Source organism: Aeromonas cavernicola (assembly GCF_002795305.1).
GTDB lineage: Bacteria > Pseudomonadota > Gammaproteobacteria > Enterobacterales > Aeromonadaceae > Aeromonas > Aeromonas cavernicola.
The window spans coordinates 1-16,418 of record NZ_PGGC01000051.1 but is presented as its reverse complement, the minus strand read 5'-3'; the positions used below and the strand labels follow the sequence as shown (position 1 = coordinate 16,418).

The following is a 16,418-nucleotide window of genomic DNA, read 5'->3' as shown; positions in this document are numbered from 1 at the left end:
TCGATGGCAAGCACGTTTTCCCTGATCCTAGTGGTGGTCTGTGCCATCACGGGTGTTATTTGGTGTCTAGATAAGGGGATCTGGTCTAAGCAGCGCGCGGCCAAAATTGCGGCGGCTCGCACCCAGAGCGCCGGTCATCTTGATGAGCAGACCTTGGCCAAGGTTGCCCCAGTGCCGGTGTGGATAGAGCAAACCGCAGGGGTTTTTCCGGTTATTACGTTCGTTTTGGTGCTGCGCTCTTTCATCTTTGAGCCGTTTCAGATCCCGTCAGGTTCCATGATGCCCACCTTGCTGGTGGGTGATTTCATCTTGGTGGAAAAATTTGCCTACGGTTTGCGAGATCCGGTCACTAACACCAAGTTTCTCGAAACGGGTGAGCCGCAGCGTGGCGACGTAGTGGTATTTAAATATCCTCTTGAGCCTCGCCTCGACTACATCAAGCGGGTAGTCGGTATGCCAGGTGATCGGGTGATTTATCGTGATAAAGAGTTAATGATCCTGCCTAAGTGTGAGCAACAGGAGGGAAAAACCTGTCCCGGTTACCAGAAGCTCGATACCCAGTTTGAACAGCGGGGGGAGTTTAGCCAGATGGGGGCTCCTCTTGAGCGTTATACCGAGCAGTTAGGCGAGGTGTCTCACCAGACCCTGCGTAACCCATATATGCCGGATATGTCGGATCGTTACTTCCGCCAGCCGGGTGCCGCCGACGATGAATGGATTGTTCCTGAAGGACACTATTTTGTGATGGGCGATAACCGTGATAACAGCACCGACAGCCGCTTCTGGGGCTTCGTCCCCGAGCAGAATCTGGTCGGCAAAGCGGTGGCCATCTGGATAAGCTTTGAATTTGAGCGTGAAGAAGGGGCACTGTTGCCTAGCTGGATTCCGACCAGGGTGCGTTTCAACCGCATTGGCGGAATCACCTGATGAACATCAAGATCAGCAGATTGCAGTCGCGGCTTGGCCACGTTTTTGGTGATCAAGAGTTATTAACTCGGGCGTTGACTCACCGTAGTGCCGGCTCTCGGCATAACGAGCGCTTGGAGTTTTTAGGCGATTCCATTTTGAGTTTGGTGATCGCTGATGAGCTGTTTCACCGTTTTCCGCAGGTCGCGGAAGGGGATCTCAGTCGGATGCGGGCGACCTTAGTGCGTGAGAAGACGCTGGCTGAGATTGGCCGTGAGTTTGACCTAGGGGATCACCTGATCCTCGGCCCGGGCGAACTGAAAAGTGGTGGTTTTCGCCGCGAATCCATTTTGGCTGATACCGTTGAGGCGGTGATCGGGGCTGTCTATTTGGATCGCGATATTGAGACGGTGCGTACGTTGCTGCTTGGCTGGTACTCCAGCCGGTTGGACGACATCAAGCCTGGTATCGAGCAGAAAGATCCTAAGACCCGCCTGCAAGAGGTACTGCAGGGCAGTCGTAAGCCCCTACCGACTTACACCGTGACGAATGTCAAAGGTGAGGCTCACAACCAAGAATTTACCGTTCAGTGCGAGGTAGAAGGCTTGGATGGTCCAATCAAAGGGGTCGGTACCAGTCGCCGTAAGGCTGAGCAGGCGGCCGCACAGCAAGCATTAGAAAGATTGTCGTGACAGCGACTGCTGCAAGAAGACGCACTCTTTCAACACCACAAGCATTGGAAAAACTGTCATGACAGATACCACCTATTGCGGCTTTGTCGCCATCGTCGGCCGCCCCAATGTGGGCAAGTCCACTCTGCTTAACAAGTTACTCGGCCAGAAGGTCAGCATCACCTCGAAGAAGCCCCAGACTACCCGCCACCGGATTTTGGGGATTGATACTGAAGAGAACTACCAGACTATCTATGTCGATACCCCGGGTCTGCACATTGAAGAGAAGCGGGCCATCAACCGCCTGATGAACCGTGCTGCCACCAGTTCGCTCGGTGATGTGGCCATGGTGGTGTTCATGGTCGACGGTACTCACTGGACCAAAGATGATGAGATGGTGGTTGGCAAGCTGCGCCATCTCAAATGCCCAGTCGTATTAGCGGTCAACAAAATCGACAACGTTAAAGAGAAAGAGGATTTGTTGCCCCACCTCGAGTGGCTTGGCCAGCAGATGAACTTCGCTCACATCCTGCCCATCAGTGCCGAGAAGGGCACCAATGTGGAGAAGATCCGCGAATGGGCCAAGGATCTACTGCCGGAGAACGTCCACTTCTTCCCCGAAGATTACGTGACCGACCGCTCCTCCCGCTTTATGGCCTCCGAGATCATCCGCGAGAAGCTGATGCGCTTCACCGGTGAGGAGCTGCCCTATTCGGTGACGGTGGAGATCGAGCGTTTTAAGGTGGAAGAGAATGGCCTCTACCACATCCACGGCCTGATCTTGGTCGAACGTGATGGCCAGAAGAAAATGGTCATCGGCAACAAGGGCGAGAAGATCAAGACTATCGGTACCGAAGCACGGCTCGATATGGAACGGCTGTTCCAGAATAAGGTGCACCTTGAGTTGTGGGTTAAGGTCAAATCAGGCTGGGCGGACGACGAGCGGGCTCTGCGGAGTCTAGGGTATGGTGATGACTGATTGCTGAACCCCGCTTTCGTCATCCACAGTCGGCCCTATCGAGAGACCAGCCAACTGGTCGAGGTTTTCACTCAAGATAGTGGCCGCTTTACCCTCGTTGCGCGTGGTTCGCGCGGACCACGCTCCTCGCTCAAAGGGTTACTGCAACCCTTTACCCTACTTACCATCGCTTGGCGCGGCAAGGGCGAGCTTAAGAACCTCACCCAGGTCGAATGCCCCGATCACTCTCTGCGGCTTGGCGGTGATCGCCTTTTCTACGGCCTCTATCTCAACGAACTGGTCTACTACCTGCTAGAAGCACACACCCCGTTTCCTGAGGTGTTTGATGCTTATGCTCGCGCGATCATGGCTCTTGCACAGGGCGAAAATCCTGAATTGCCCTTACGCCGTTTTGAGTTTTTATTACTACAAGCGCTCGGTTATGCGGTCGATTTTGAGTACACCGCCGACGATGAGTCGCCGATCCAACCCGCTGAGCTATACGGGTTTGAGCGAGAACTGGGCTTTGTCGCTGCAGAGCGGGCACCAGATCATCGCGGCCTATTTCTCGGCGCTCATTTACTGGCGTTTGCCGAAGGTCGGCTTGATTCGCCCTCCTTGCTCCAAGCAGCTAAACGGTTCAGCCGATTGGCGCTGCAGCCTTATCTTGGTCAACGTCAGTTAAAAAGCAGAGAGCTGTTTTTAAACCGTCGACGCTATAACCAGGATTAACTGTGACGGTCATGATAACGATCAGCTGTTTGAGCAAACGTTTGCCCAATAAAGCACGCGCTGTTTTTACATGGCCATGTTGCTTGGTTTATCGTGTCGCGACACTACCTGATTGGGTATCTCCATATCAATGAGCTTGGCTTGTGGTCGGTGACGTTTTGTTCATCGGAGTGGCTAGCTGAGATGTAGCATGGATGTGGAATTTTTTTGAAAGTACAGACAATAGATAAATAGTTTCAAGGAGTTAGTCATGAGTGAGATCTATCTGGGGGTGAATATCGACCACATCGCAACGCTGCGTAATGCGCGGGGTACTCAGTACCCAGACCCTGTGCAAGCGGCGTTTATCGCGGAGCAAGCCGGTGCGGATGGCATCACTATTCATTTACGTGAAGATCGTCGCCATATCACTGATCGTGATGTCGAGGTGTTGCGGCAAACCATTCAAACCAGGATGAACTTAGAGATGGCGGTCACCGAGGAGATGATAGGTATTGCGCAGCGGATCAAGCCTCATTTCGTCTGCTTAGTGCCAGAAAAACGTACCGAGGTCACCACCGAGGGCGGGCTGGATGTGGCAGGTCAGCTTGCCAAAGTCACCGATGCGGTCACTCGTCTCGCTGCCGTTGGTGCCCAAGTGTCACTTTTTATCGATGCCGATCCGCTGCAGATTGATGCCGCTGCCGAGAGTGGGGCACCCTTTATCGAGATTCACACCGGCCGCTACGCTGACGCGACTAACGATGGTGAGCGTAATGCGGAGTTCAAGCGCATCGCCGCGGGGGCGTCCTATGCTGCGGGTAAGGGGCTTAAGGTCAATGCGGGGCACGGTCTGCATTACCACAACGTTAAAACTATTGCCGCGATTCCTGAGCTCTACGAACTCAACATTGGCCATGCCATTATCGGCCGCGCCGCCTTCGATGGGTTAGCTAAAGCAGTCAGTGATATGCGTTTACTGATGCAGGAGGCTAGACAGGGGATTTAAGTCGACTCAGCGGTTGAATATGTATATCTAACATTGCGGCTGTTATCGGATGACAGCTGCATTATCAATAATATATATCAGTTTCCTGATTTAAATGTGTATCTCTCATTAACGATAATCAATGCTGTCAATACGATAAGATAATTAGTGACAATATTAAAACTGTATAATTATGCATGAAATAAAGGCTGTTTTTTTATTTATCCCCTGTTATTGATAATGATGCTGTTAATACCAATGGGGGGGCTAAACGGCACTATGAGAGCTGTCTCTTGTAAGTTTTAATTGATTGTTTTGTTTTTTAAGTAGGATTTTACTGTAGGTCTTTTCCTGTGTGTTTTTTTGAGCAAATCGCTCATTGTTTTTTATTTCATACTGAGTTTTTTTGTGTTGCTTTTTTGATTTATGCGTATGTTTTATATGTGTTTTTTTTTAGATATATAAGAATCAAAATGTATTTGATACAGAGCGTGAAGTCATGGATATTTGTGGTCAGCAAAGACGGGGGCTTGTAAGTTTTTGCTTTTTTCCATTAAAGATAGATAATGGCAACGAGCAAAGTATTCGACGCAACATCTGTCGGTTTGCTTAAGATACTGCCACACCAAAAATCGATCTGGCGTACGATATTCTGAATTGTGATTGCGTAACGTTAGGGTTATTTGGTCTAGCTAGGGTGGCAAACAACTTTATCTACTAGTGATAGTTGATGAAGCACAACAACACACGTTAATTCACGTTAATTTAGGTACAATATAATGAAAGCTAACAAAACTCTGATCGCTATGGGTGTTGCCTCTTTGATGCTGAGCGGTGCTGCAATGGCTCAACAAGGTTCCGGCCAGGTGACTTTCAATGGCGAAATCATCAATGCGCCTTGCTCTGTATCTGCCGATTCTGAGAACCAAGTTGTTGAACTGGGTCAGATCAGTATCAGACAGCTTACCGACGGTGGCCAGTCTGCTGAGAAACAGTTCTCCATCGTTTTGGAAAACTGCCAGATCACTGCTGCTGACGATGCAGTCAAAGTGACTTTCGGCGGCACTGTAGACAGCGTTGAAAATGATCTGTTGGCTATCGGTGGCGGTCAAGCTCGTGGTGCTGGTATCAAGATGTTTGGTGTAAGTGGTGCTCCAGTTGTTCTGGGTCAGGCTACTCCTGCCACTACCTTGACCAATGGTACTAATACCTTGGTTTATGCTGCAGCATTGAAAGGTTATGATGATTCTACCGCTAACCCATTAGTTGCTGGTGCGTTCACCGCGGTAACTAACTTTACTCTGGCTTACGAGTAAATAGCTCTGCTTTAACGTGTGAAAATGCTGTGGTAGCGCTAGCTACCACAGCTTCATATGATCAATTCCTTCCTAATATGTTGCGTCTCAAATATGAAAATTCCAATTTTTGTGTTGCTCGTATTACAGATTGTGATGCTGATGAATGTATCTCATGCTGATGAGGCAATGGATGGAGTAGCAGAGCCAAGCTGTACCTTAGACTTGCTAGGCGATTTTTTGTTACAAAAAGACAGTACTGGACAGTTAAAACTCAGTGGTTGCCAAAAAGAGGGCCCCGTCGACTTTCAATTGCCCGTGATTAAAGTATCCATTAGTGGTGCTGTTAGTGATGAATTGGTGATAGTTAGCCAAGGTGAATACAAAAAGTCATCGGAATACTCTTTTATCATTTCAGATGTTGTAAATAGCCGCATGGAACTAGATGTGGGTTTAGCTAAAAGTGGCGATACTGTTTATGAAAATAATGTTGCATTTTTTGAATTAGATTATATGTAAATGTAATATTTTTACAGATGTTTTTGGGAATACAGTAATGTCTTTTTGAGTAATCTTATGAGCGTTTTAATATTAAAGTCTGTAAGAAATAAAAATTATTTCAATATAAAAAAAATGCTATGCGTATCATGTCTAGTCAGCGTGGTATATAACGTATCTGCAGAAACGGAATTTAATATTGATGCACTGGATGTTGCAGATCAGACAACGATAGATATTAGCCAATTTAAAGATGAGGGCTTTATACTTCCCGGTGATTATTTGTTAGAAATTGAAGTTAACAAAAATAAATTGCCACTTCAAACGATACCTTTCTATGAGGTAGCAGAGCAAAAAGATAAAGGTGGAGTAGCCTGTTTACCCCACGACATTATCCCCATGATGGCATTAACCAAAGAAGCCATTGACAAAATAGATAGCTGGCACCAAGGCGAATGTGCAAATTTGCTGGCGTTGGATGGTGTGATTATTACCAACGACATCGCAAATGGTTTTCTTCGAATCGCGATCCCCCAAGCGTGGATGAAATACAGTGATCCAAACTGGATTCCCCCAGAGCAGTGGGAGTCTGGGATCACTGGCGCCATGATTGATTACAATATCAATGGTCAATTCAACGATGCTAACCAGCAATCCGTAACTAATATAAGTAGTTACGGTACACTAGGGATGAATTACTCCGCTTGGCGTTTACGTGGGGATTATCAAACCAATTATTCTTCGGGTGCAAATAGTCAGCGTTCTTCAAGTGTAAATAGAGTGTATGCCTATCGCCCTTTACCGTATATGGCAGCTAAATTAACCGTCGGTGAACAACAGCTGAACTCGCAGCTGATCGATGGATTTCGTTATACCGGTGTTAATTTAGCGAATGACGAGCGTATGTTACCGCCGAGCTTACAAGGTTATGCCCCTCAGGTAAGTGGTATTGCCAAAACCAATGCTAAAGTGACCATTTCTCAGTCCGGCCGGATTATTTATGAGACGAACGTGCCTGCGGGGCCATTTAGAATTCAGGAGCTAGATAGCTCTGTTCGGGGTCGTTTGGATGTGACTGTCGAAGAGCAAGATGGTAGTCGTAGTTCGTTTCAAGTCGATACAGCGACGGTTCCTTATCTAACAAGACCGGGTTACGTGCGATACAACCTCACCGCAGGTGCCCCCTCTGAAGAGGGTGATTCTGCGCATGATATTCACGGTCCTAGTTTTATTACCGGTGATTTTTCGTGGGGGGTCGCTAACTCTTGGTCTCTTTATGGTGGTAGTTTAATTGCTGGAGAATATAACTCATTTGGCTTAGGTATTGGCCGTGATCTCTATTCTTTTGGCGCTTTCTCTGCTGATTTGACGCGTTCCGTTGCCGACTTACCCGAGCAGTCAACCAAAGCGGGTCAATCATTTCGAGTCAACTACGCTAAACAATTCGATGACTATAACAGTGCTATTACGTTTGCGGGTTATCGTTTTTCCCAGCAAGATTTTATGACTATGCCTCAGTTTCTTAGCAGAAAGGAGCGCTTGGAGAATAGTGATTTTTCGTTCATTGATAACGAGGAAGTGTGGGGTGATAAAGAGTCATATATCATTACGGCCAATAAAACATTTTGGGCCGATGATGCGACTAAAGCACTAACTCTGTTCCTAGATTATAACCACCGTACTTACTGGGATCATGCAGCTGAAGACCGTTATGGTCTATCGCTTAGTAAGTCAGTAAATATTGGAAATATTAATAATATCTCTCTTTATCTGTCAGCATTTAGAACGAAATTAGGGAATTCTCAAGATGATGACAATATTTCGTTTAGTGTTAGTGTGCCATTCGCTGATAGAAAAAGTGTTGGTTATAGCGTGCAATCCACAAATAGTGGTGTGACTCATTTGGCAAATTATCATGATTACAGTCGTCCAAATGATACTTATCAGCTAAGTGCAGGTGTTCAGGCGAATGGTCATGCTGTATCCCGTGGATATTATAGCCATACTAATAGTGTTGCTGCGGTAAACCTCAATGCATCGAGTGTGCAAAGTGAGTTTACCTCTTTAGGCGGCAGTGTTCGTGGCGGAATGACAATGACGGAACATGGTATGGCACTGCATCAGGGTGGTCAACGTGGTGGTACCCGTATGATGGTTGATACCGGCGACGCATCGGGTATTTCGCTTAATAATGGTATGGCAGTGACAAATAGCCAAGGATTGGCAGTAGTTAGTAGCATTACCGACTATCGGAAAAATGACATGCGTATCGATATTGATTTGCTAGAGGATGATGTTGATACCACCGATGGAATTAAAGAAGGGACTTTAATTGAAGGGTCTATCGGTTATGTTAATTTTGATGTTGCAAAAGGTTTTAAATTTCTAGCCAGGGTGGTGTTGCCTAATGGTTCTTACCCTCCCTTTGGTGCTACAGTTGCCGAAGAGTCAGGTCGAGTCAATGCTGTTGTCGATGAGGATGGCATGATTTACCTGACTGGCGTCAAAGGTGGTCAGTCTTTTGATGTTTCTTGGGGAGGGGCTCGTCAATGTAAGATCATAGCTCCACAAGAAATGGCCGATGTTTCTATGAATAAACTCACTTGTAAATGATGGGATAATGATGAAAAAGCTGCACTCTTTGACAACTCTAACCCTGTTAACTGTTTTCTCGTTAAATGCGACAGCGGCTATTGTGCTTGATCGTACTCGTGCTGTTTATCCTGGTGGTGCAAAGTCGATCAGTATCAACATTAAAAATGAGAATCAAACATTGCCTTATTTGGCACAGTCTTGGATTGAAGACTCAGAAGGTAAAAAAATCTCATCGCCGTTTGTTATTTTGCCGCCAGTTCAAAGAGTCGATGCTAATCAAAAGTCGATTGTACGTATTGCAACCGTGCCTGCTGTAGACGCCTTGCCGAAAGATCGCGAATCTATTTACTATTTTAACTTACGTGAGATTCCACCTAAAAGTGACAAGGCAAATATTATGCAGATTGCCGTTCAGTCAAAAATAAAACTATTTTATCGGCCACAACAGATCATCCCAGAACGCAATGCTGTTTGGCAAGATCAAGTGACAATTACTAAGCAAGGCTTAGCGTTACAGATCCATAACCCGACCCCGTATTTTATTACTTACGTTGGTTTGGCCCACCCTAAGGGTAAAGAAAAAACATCGATAAAAGGATTTTCAGCTGTGATGGTTGCACCTAAGTCTGATATGCGGGCTGCGATCCCTGAGGCAGTGGGTAACAACTTCATTATTAGTTACGTAAATGATTATGGTGGTTACATAGATTTAACATATCAGTGCTCTGGCAATAACTGTCAGGTTCGTAAGGGTGAGTAATCATATGTTACGACCAGCCTGTATTGTTAGCTTATTATTTGCCAGCACGGCGATGGCAAATGGTTATGTAACGCCCGTAACTCCCATGAACTATGTTATTGATCTAAATAATTCTAATCTCAGAAATGAGATTGGTTATGTTACGCCAGGCTTTACTTGGGATTTAAACTCTAATTACTCCGGTAATATCACCTGCCCTACTGCTGCTGTACCTCGGTGGTCTCCAGTCTATTATCGTGGGGTGTATATTAGTAATTTGCCCCCAGTAGGTGATGGTTATGTAAGATTAAATGACTTTTTAGATATGAGAGTGCAGATCTGGATTGATGGGAACTTAGATCAATATGTCCAAGTGCCTTTTGATAACAGAAGTAATCTACTTGATAATTTTTGGTGCAATGTTGGTGCTAGTTTCTCGTCTGGTAATTTTCGAAGTGGTAGTGCAGGTATTGTTAGTTTCAGGGTAAGACGGCCAATTATCAATGGTATTCAAATCAGTGATCGGCAGATTGTCGAAATGTATGGCAGAATTGGTCGAACGGTTGAAACCTTTAATAGCATTCCCATGTCACGTATTACGATCAGCTCTGCGTTATTATATGTGCCAGAGCGTTGTGTCATTAATGCCGGCCAGACAATTGAAGTTGAGTTTGGTGATATTCCTACCAGTGGTTTAGATGGCAATAGTTTTGAAAAAACCGTGCCACTGACCTTCAGATGTGAAGGTGGGGCATTTGAAGGTAACGCCTTGAAAATTAGTTTGGGGATCAGTGGCCGGCCTGCCTCATTTAATCAAGACTACTTAGCGACCTCCAGCAATGGTTATCAAGGTAGTCAAATCATAAATAATTTGGGAATTAAATTTAAGCAACTTAACGGTGACGAGTTAAAGTTACGGCAGTTTTATCCTGTAAATATGCAAGGAAATATAGGTGATTGGGGCTTTATTGCGGCCCCCGTTTCCCCTCAAGGAGCCAATATACCTGCAGGCGACTTTTATGCGACAGCAACAATTGTTGCTGCATTCCAATAAGGTAAGGTGAGATGTTTCAAATATGGCTAGTAATATTTTTAGCTTCTTATTCAATGCTGGTTAATGCTGCTGATGAAGGCGTAGAGTTATTAGGTGATACGGTGCGTCTACATGGTCGAATTGTCGAGCGCCCTTGTCTACTTGCTCCTGAATCTGCCACGCAGTCAGTGGAGATGGGCATTGTTGATGTCAAAGAGCTGTATGCTGATGGTAATGGTGAAAAAGTGCCATTTACGATTACTTTGCGTGACTGTAAGCCTGGAATTTTTCGAATGGCAAGGATCGTTTTTAGTGGTACCGCGGATAGTCAAGTGGTAGGCGCTCTTGCATTTTCTGCTGGGTCTGCCAAAGGGGCGGCTATTAGGCTTTATGATCAGGCTGCCGCTCCACTTAATTTAGGTCAAGCATCACCGGGGCATAGCCTAGCTAATGCCACGCAACATGACTTGAAATTTTATGCCGCGGTTGTTGGTCAGCCCTCTGCAATTGCTGCTAGGAATATTCAACCTGGCACTTACAGTGCGGTTACTAATTTTGTAGTGTCTTACGAATAATTAAATATTTTTTTGAGACACATTTAAAAATTCTTTTCCCGGCCAAATTATGATCCCGCCAATATAGTTGGACATCTGGACCCCTTTTTTTAAGCGAGTAAATATAGATTTCTGTTTAGGTGGTATTAATGCAGCAATGAGTGTGGTTGCTATTTTGTTGTTTATTAGTGCCTGCTGACCTATAAAGTTGACTATATTGTTATTCATATCAACTATGAACTTGTTATTCTCTCTTTTGGCATACCCGAATGAGTCAATGTCAAATAAGGTATTTCCTGAACTATCTTTAGCAATAAACTTAGTGACAATGATCTCTCGGTCCATTGTTGTTAATATATTATTCTGCTGGGTCATATCAACCCATTGGTCGGTTGTTCTACAATTACTATGGTACCTAACAGTCGTATCTCGTTTATCATAATTATTAGTTATTTTATCACCAGGATTTTCCATGCTCATAATAACACACTGTAGTTCTTCTAATATCGGGTGCCCGCTTCTTAGTAAAAAAACATTAGTAGATATTTTTTTGTTTTTCTGATCAATGGTCAAATAACTTATTGCCTCTTGCCCAACAAAAATAGAAATATGTCTATTGCTGCTATTAATTTCCTTAATGACCGGGATGATTTTTCTTGTTTCTAAATTTAACTTTTTCTCAGAATTTCTATTTATATAAAATGAGACATTATCAACGTTGATCATTTTTATTTCATCGCGCTCAACTAACGAATAACCTAATAAAGTAAAAAAGACTAATAATATTACGGAGAGAGCGACGATAAGCACTTTTCTTTTTGATAAATAATGATCATACTTTCTTCTAGTGTATTTTTTTGTATCGTCGAGTTGATCAGTTACTATTTTATTTTCTTCATTATTAATAGTGGCTACAGGGCATTCGTCGGTAATCGTTTCTATTGGTGCGCAAAATATATAGCCAACTCTAGGGATAGTATCGATAGCCTCCAATAATCCCAAAGATTCAAACTTTCTTCTCAACGATAGGATTTGTCGATTCAGGTTGGTATCAGTATTATCCTGATTCGGCCATAATGCGTTCAGTAATATTCCTCTAGTAATAACGGTCCCTGCGTCATTACAAAGTAGTTCAAGTAACTCCGCCTCCTTATTACTAAGTTTTATATCCTTTTGTCCTTTGGAGAGCCGAAAGATGGCAGCAGAAAAGAAGATATCCCCTGCTATTTTGTATGTTTTGCTACTCATACGTGACTCACTCTACTGCTAAGGGGGAGATATTTTACCACTATGGTAATGTTATTCAAACGAATCGAAATTAAAAGTGTTTATTATCAACATATTGGGTTTGGCTAACCCAAAGCGAACAATGTTCGCAATATATTTACATATCCAGAAATATTCAAAGATATCCATGATGCGGGGTATGAAGCTCAATGATGTGATAGTGAGGTGATGCTGGCTCATTGTCCCTATTTTGGGGTCTTGGGGTATCTGCGTTGTTTATCGTATTGGCACTCGCAGCATGTCACATTCCCTTTTATTACCTGTGTTTGCGGAGCGATGAACACCATCACTGGTGAGATGAGCTGAGGCAGCAACATAAGTAACTATCGGCGCTTGGTGCAGAAAATAAATAGCTGTTGTGCTATTCCACTGCCGAGTGCGGACCTGAAAGGGTGCGACAGAATATGGTGTGTGCAGGGTTTACCATGAGTTGTTGGTAATGTTTTCGTTGCGGTTTGAAGCTGTCATCGAGTGTAGGCCACGGTTGCCAATGGTCTGGCACCATAAAGCTGGGTAAGGCGGCGCGGACCCAAGCCGCTAGTTCGCTGCAGGAAATTGGCTCGTTATGCCAGTCGATAAACGCAGCGGGTCGCTCCCCCCACTCTTCACTGGGGATTGGCACGACTAACGCACGGGCGACGGCGGGATGATCGAGCAGTCGCTGTTCGATGGTCTCGGGTTGGATATTCTCCCCGCCCGAGATAAAAAGGTTGTCGAGTCGCCCTTCCACCAGCAGCTCACCTGCCGCAGTGAACCGCCCCTTGTCGCGGGTATGAAACCAGCCTTCGCCATCGAGGGGCAGTTCCAGCCCACCCGCCCGGTAGTAACCGGCAAACAGAGTGGCGCCGCGCACGCAGATCTCCTGCTCCTTGATGCACACCTCCCGCCCCGGCAGTGGTTTACCAACCACACCTGCCTCGCCGGGTACAGCGGTGCAGACCTGACTGCCCATTTCGGAGAGGCCATAGCTTACCTTGGGGACCAGCCCCATGGCGCAGAGGCGATGTACCAGCGGCTGCGGAATGGCAGCGCCACCGAGCAGCAGTTCGCGCAATCGGGTGCGGGCCGGGTCAAAGCCCGCTGCCAGCAGGCGCCAGAGCTGAGTCGGTACCAAGGAGGCGTGAGTGATGGGTTGACACTCCAGCCGCTCCTTGAGGGGCCGTTCACGCTGATCCAGCACTAGCGTTGCGCCCGCCAGAAAGACCCGAAACAGGATGGCGTAGCCGCCGATATGAAACAGCGGCAGTGAGAGCAGCCAGCCGCAGGCTTCATCAAGCGGGATCAGACTGGCAGAGCCGCGGGCCGAGGCGAGATGGTGGCTCAGCCGATGCACCACCGCTTTGGGCGTGCCGCTGGAGCCGGAGGTGAGGATCATGTTGCTGAGCTGGGTTGGTGTCAGCAGCCACGCCTCCTCACTTGCAGGCAATTCGCGCGTGAAGTCGAGCGGCAAGGGTAGCCAGTTTCCTGGCGGGATCTCCCCTGCTGACCAGAAGGCGTCAGCATCGAGCTGCACTGCTAGCTCGCGCTGCTTTGTAACGGGGAAGGCGGGGTTGAGCGGGCAGAACACCACGCCGCTGCGCACGCAGGCCCACGCCAGCAGCACATCTTCCAGCGCACCGCGCACCACCGCCGCCAGATGATTGCCACGGCGTACCCCATACCGTTCCAGCTGTTGGCTCACGCTGTTGAGGCGGGCATCGAGCTGGCGGTAACTGAGGGGGGAGGTGGTATGGATGGCAATATGGTCGGGAGCGGTGATGGCCCAGTGGCGTACTGGGCACGGTGTTGGTTCGTGTGAGTGGGAAGGGTTAATCACGGTAATACAGCTGCTCCAGCCGGCTCAGATCCGGTTTGCCATCATCCCCCAGCAGATTGCCTGCCATCCAGCGGCGGGTATCGAGACCCGGCGCCTGATCCGGCGCCCATTCACCGGCCAGACGTGTGAGCTGGTTTAGGCCCAGATCCGATTCGAAGCAGGAGGAGATGATCACCTTGAGCCTGAGTTCGTGGGCGCGAGCGAGCAGTGCTTCGCAGTTGGCTAGCGAGCCGAGTAAGGTGGGTTTGAGTACCAGCGCGCGCAGCTGCGGGATCGGCTCCCATGGCTTGCCTTGCGCCAGCAGCTCATCCAGCGCCACCGGCATGCCGGTGCGGTTAGCGACAAAGGCGATGTCCGCGAAGTCGGCGCAAGGGTCTTCCAGATACTCGATGCGATTGGGGTCGAGATGGCTGCAAAAAGTCCAAGCCTCTTCGCGGGTCCAGCCCTGATTGGCATCCAGCACCAACTTTAGCGCAGGCATCCGGTCAAACAGCAAGCGGATCAACGCCAATTCATCCCGCATCGGGTAGCGCGCCACTTTCAGCTTTGCTTTGGTTGGCGAGCGGTGTAGCCACTCTTTCCAGTTGCGCAGCAGCTCTTGCGGTGAGCCTTGAATGAGGGGATAGGGCTCGGGTAACGGGTTGCTCTGCTCGGGCCACTGGCGGCGTGCGCAGTCGAGACCAAATTGCACCGACGGCAGCGCGGGGCTGGGGATTTCTCCCGCGGCCAAGGCTGCCAGTGCGGCAAGGGCCTCTGTTTCTGCCTGTTGCAGGCTCTCTGTCGAGAAGCCGGGCAGGGGGGCGATTTCCCCCCAGCCGTCATTGATGCGCACCAACAACCCTTCTCGCACCACCTCCACCTTGCCGTGAAAGGTCTGAGGCTGAGTAAAAGGCAGTTGATAGCGATAGAGGGCGAGTGTCATCAGGGATTCCGCTTGTATTTGGAGAAGTCGGGACGGCGTTTCTCGTTAAATGCGTTACGCCCTTCCTGACCCTCTTCGGTCATGTAAAACAGCATGGTGGCATTACCCGCCAGCTCCTGCAACCCTGCCTGACCATCACAGTCAGCATTGAGGGCGGCTTTCAGGCAGCGCAGCGCCATCGGGCTGTGTTGCAGCATCTCGCGGCACCAGCGCACGGTCTCTCGCTCCAGTTCCGCCAACGGCACGACGGTGTTGACCAGCCCCATGTCGAGGGCTTGTTGGGCATCGTACATGCGGCAGAGGAACCAGATCTCGCGGGCCTTCTTCTGGCCGACGATGCGAGCCATGTAGGCAGCCCCCCAGCCGCCATCGAAGGAGCCCACTTTCGGGCCAGTCTGGCCAAACTGGGCGTTGTCGGCGGCGATGGTCAGGTCACACATCATGTGTAGCACGTGGCCGCCACCGACCGCGTAGCCGGCCACCATGGCCACCACCGGTTTTGGGCAGGTGCGGATGTCGCGCTGGAAGTCGAGCACGTTGAGGTGGTGAGTCCCCTCGTCATCGCGGTAACCACCGTAGTCGCCACGGATCTTCTGGTCACCGCCGGCGCAGAAGGCTTGCTCGCCAAAACCGGTCAGGATGATGGTGCCGATCTGATCGTCATAACGGGCATCGGCCAGCGCCTGCAGCATCTCTTTGACGGTGCGGGGACGGAAGGCGTTGCGTACCTGGGGGCGGTTGATGGTGATCTTGGCAATGCCATCACCGGACTTGTGATAGAGGATATCTTCGTAACCGGCGGAGCAATCACGCCACTCGGCGGGGGCATAAAGTTCCGCTTCAGTCATTGCTTCAATCATGACGCTTCTCTTCTTCTTGTTGTTGTTGGTTGACCCACTCCGCGAGGAGCCGGGCAAAGTGATCAGGCTGATGGGCGTGCAGATTATGGCCGCCCTCCAGCACCAAGTGGTTGATTCTGCGATGTTGCTTCGCCAGCTGGCAAGCCAGCTGATGGAATTTGCGATCCCGTTTGCCACTCACATAGGTGACCGGCAGCGGGCCCGCCATGAGCCAGGGGGCGAGATCCGGCTGCTTGCCGAGCGAGGTGGTACGCAGCATGGCTGCGATGGCGCAGGCCTGATTGCCAAGGCGACGAGCTATCTGCCGGGCCCGTTCTATCTCGTCGAGATCGGCAAACACCCCTTGCCGATACCAGTCGTCGAGCACTTCGGCCAGCCGCAACATTGAGCGCTATCTGCTGGCGGGTTATTCGCTGGGGGGGCGACTGGCCCTCTACCACGCCAGCCGCGAGCCTGCTGGGCTGCGGGGACTACTGCTGGAGAGCTGCCACCCAGGGCTGCCGGCCAGTGAGCGGGCCACCCGCATCCTGCACGATGAGCAGTGGGCAAAACGCTTCGAGCGCGAGCGGCTGGCCGAAGTGCTCG

General features: G+C 48.8%; 15 protein-coding genes and 2 pseudogenes. 12 read left to right on the top strand and 5 right to left on the bottom strand.

Annotated elements, in window-relative coordinates:
• The first annotated feature begins 3 nt into the window (after window positions 1–3).
• The 11 genes from lepB (at window position 4) to CUC53_RS06045 (ending at window position 10,969) form a co-directional block, all read left to right on the top strand.
• Window positions 4–927, top strand: a complete 924-nt coding sequence (gene lepB / locus CUC53_RS06095; protein WP_100293331.1) for a signal peptidase I — start codon at window positions 4–6, stop codon at window positions 925–927.
• The gene (rnc, locus tag CUC53_RS06090) at window positions 927–1,598 is read left to right on the top strand and encodes a ribonuclease III (protein WP_100293330.1); all 672 of its coding nucleotides are present in this window, start codon (window positions 927–929) and stop codon (window positions 1,596–1,598) included. The genes lepB and rnc overlap by 1 nt, the downstream gene beginning before the upstream one ends.
• A 58-nt stretch (window positions 1,599–1,656) precedes the next feature.
• Window positions 1,657–2,556 (top strand): GTPase Era, encoded by a 900-nt coding sequence (era, locus tag CUC53_RS06085; protein WP_100293329.1) that lies wholly within the window; start codon window positions 1,657–1,659, stop codon window positions 2,554–2,556.
• Complete coding sequence (recO, locus tag CUC53_RS06080; RefSeq protein ID WP_100293328.1) at window positions 2,557–3,267, top strand: DNA repair protein RecO; 711 nt, start codon at window positions 2,557–2,559, stop codon at window positions 3,265–3,267.
• A 250-nt stretch (window positions 3,268–3,517) separates the two neighbouring features.
• Window positions 3,518–4,255, top strand: a complete 738-nt coding sequence (gene pdxJ, locus CUC53_RS06075) for a pyridoxine 5'-phosphate synthase (protein WP_100293327.1) — start codon at window positions 3,518–3,520, stop codon at window positions 4,253–4,255.
• A 758-nt stretch (window positions 4,256–5,013) separates the two neighbouring features.
• The gene (locus CUC53_RS06070) at window positions 5,014–5,550 is read left to right on the top strand and encodes a fimbrial protein (protein WP_100293326.1); all 537 of its coding nucleotides are present in this window, start codon (window positions 5,014–5,016) and stop codon (window positions 5,548–5,550) included.
• Window positions 5,551–5,643: 93 nt separating this feature from the next.
• Window positions 5,644–6,048 carry a hypothetical protein gene (locus CUC53_RS06065; RefSeq protein WP_100293325.1) on the top strand — a complete coding sequence of 135 codons (405 nt, stop codon included), beginning with the start codon at window positions 5,644–5,646 and terminating at the stop codon, window positions 6,046–6,048.
• A 57-nt stretch (window positions 6,049–6,105) separates the two neighbouring features.
• A complete protein-coding gene (locus tag CUC53_RS06060) occupies window positions 6,106–8,640 on the top strand; it encodes a fimbria/pilus outer membrane usher protein (protein ID WP_100293324.1) in 2,535 nt (844 codons plus the stop codon).
• 10 nt (window positions 8,641–8,650) lie between these two features.
• The gene (locus CUC53_RS06055; RefSeq protein ID WP_100293345.1) at window positions 8,651–9,382 is read left to right on the top strand and encodes a fimbria/pilus periplasmic chaperone; all 732 of its coding nucleotides are present in this window, start codon (window positions 8,651–8,653) and stop codon (window positions 9,380–9,382) included.
• Window positions 9,383–9,386: 4 nt separating this feature from the next.
• Window positions 9,387–10,415, top strand: coding sequence for a fimbrial protein (locus tag CUC53_RS06050; RefSeq protein WP_100293323.1), 1,029 nt, complete (start codon window positions 9,387–9,389; stop codon window positions 10,413–10,415).
• Window positions 10,416–10,426: 11 nt separating this feature from the next.
• The gene (locus tag CUC53_RS06045; RefSeq protein ID WP_100293322.1) at window positions 10,427–10,969 is read left to right on the top strand and encodes a fimbrial protein; all 543 of its coding nucleotides are present in this window, start codon (window positions 10,427–10,429) and stop codon (window positions 10,967–10,969) included.
• Here CUC53_RS06045 and CUC53_RS06040 read toward each other — a convergent pair whose 3' ends face one another.
• The 5 genes and pseudogenes from CUC53_RS06040 to CUC53_RS06020 all read right to left on the bottom strand — a co-directional run.
• A complete protein-coding gene (locus CUC53_RS06040) occupies window positions 10,970–12,196 on the bottom strand; it encodes a winged helix-turn-helix domain-containing protein (protein ID WP_100293321.1) in 1,227 nt (408 codons plus the stop codon). It abuts the gene before it with no gap.
• A 400-nt stretch (window positions 12,197–12,596) separates the two neighbouring features.
• Window positions 12,597–14,051, bottom strand: a complete 1,455-nt coding sequence (locus CUC53_RS06035; protein ID WP_100293320.1) for an AMP-binding protein — start codon at window positions 14,049–14,051, stop codon at window positions 12,597–12,599.
• The gene (menC, locus tag CUC53_RS06030) at window positions 14,044–14,973 is read right to left on the bottom strand and encodes an o-succinylbenzoate synthase (RefSeq protein WP_100293319.1); all 930 of its coding nucleotides are present in this window, start codon (window positions 14,971–14,973) and stop codon (window positions 14,044–14,046) included. The genes CUC53_RS06035 and menC overlap by 8 nt, the downstream gene beginning before the upstream one ends.
• Window positions 14,973–15,833, bottom strand: a complete 861-nt coding sequence (menB, locus tag CUC53_RS06025) for a 1,4-dihydroxy-2-naphthoyl-CoA synthase (RefSeq protein WP_100293318.1) — start codon at window positions 15,831–15,833, stop codon at window positions 14,973–14,975. Before menB ends, menC begins: the two co-directional genes overlap by 1 nt.
• Window positions 15,826–16,209: pseudogene (locus tag CUC53_RS06020) on the bottom strand (alpha/beta hydrolase family protein); the annotation flags it as partial. The gene menB and the pseudogene CUC53_RS06020, both read right to left, overlap by 8 nt.
• On the opposite strand from CUC53_RS06020, the pseudogene CUC53_RS19180 reads away from it, so the two are divergent.
• A pseudogene (locus tag CUC53_RS19180) lies at window positions 16,205–16,418 on the top strand (2-succinyl-6-hydroxy-2,4-cyclohexadiene-1-carboxylate synthase); the annotation flags it as partial. The pseudogenes CUC53_RS06020 and CUC53_RS19180 sit on opposite strands and share 5 nt — an antisense overlap.

What these genes read in the sequence shown, in the direction of transcription:
- pdxJ (WP_100293327.1), top strand. Translation starts at nt 3,518, where the DNA reads ATGAGTGAGATCTATCTGGGGGTGAATATCGACCACATCGCAACGCTG.
- CUC53_RS06065 (WP_100293325.1), top strand. Translation starts at nt 5,644, where the DNA reads ATGAAAATTCCAATTTTTGTGTTGCTCGTATTACAGATTGTGATGCTG.
- menC (WP_100293319.1), bottom strand. Translation starts at nt 14,973, where the DNA reads ATGACACTCGCCCTCTATCGCTATCAACTGCCTTTTACTCAGCCTCAG.
- CUC53_RS06070 (WP_100293326.1), top strand. Translation starts at nt 5,014, where the DNA reads ATGAAAGCTAACAAAACTCTGATCGCTATGGGTGTTGCCTCTTTGATG.
- era (WP_100293329.1), top strand. Translation starts at nt 1,657, where the DNA reads ATGACAGATACCACCTATTGCGGCTTTGTCGCCATCGTCGGCCGCCCC.
- CUC53_RS06045 (WP_100293322.1), top strand. Translation starts at nt 10,427, where the DNA reads ATGTTTCAAATATGGCTAGTAATATTTTTAGCTTCTTATTCAATGCTG.
- CUC53_RS06050 (WP_100293323.1), top strand. Translation starts at nt 9,387, where the DNA reads ATGTTACGACCAGCCTGTATTGTTAGCTTATTATTTGCCAGCACGGCG.
- CUC53_RS06040 (WP_100293321.1), bottom strand. Translation starts at nt 12,196, where the DNA reads ATGAGTAGCAAAACATACAAAATAGCAGGGGATATCTTCTTTTCTGCT.
- CUC53_RS06060 (WP_100293324.1), top strand. Translation starts at nt 6,106, where the DNA reads ATGAGCGTTTTAATATTAAAGTCTGTAAGAAATAAAAATTATTTCAAT.
- menB (WP_100293318.1), bottom strand. Translation starts at nt 15,833, where the DNA reads ATGATTGAAGCAATGACTGAAGCGGAACTTTATGCCCCCGCCGAGTGG.
- rnc (WP_100293330.1), top strand. Translation starts at nt 927, where the DNA reads ATGAACATCAAGATCAGCAGATTGCAGTCGCGGCTTGGCCACGTTTTT.
- CUC53_RS06055 (WP_100293345.1), top strand. Translation starts at nt 8,651, where the DNA reads ATGAAAAAGCTGCACTCTTTGACAACTCTAACCCTGTTAACTGTTTTC.
- lepB (WP_100293331.1), top strand. Translation starts at nt 4, where the DNA reads ATGGCAAGCACGTTTTCCCTGATCCTAGTGGTGGTCTGTGCCATCACG.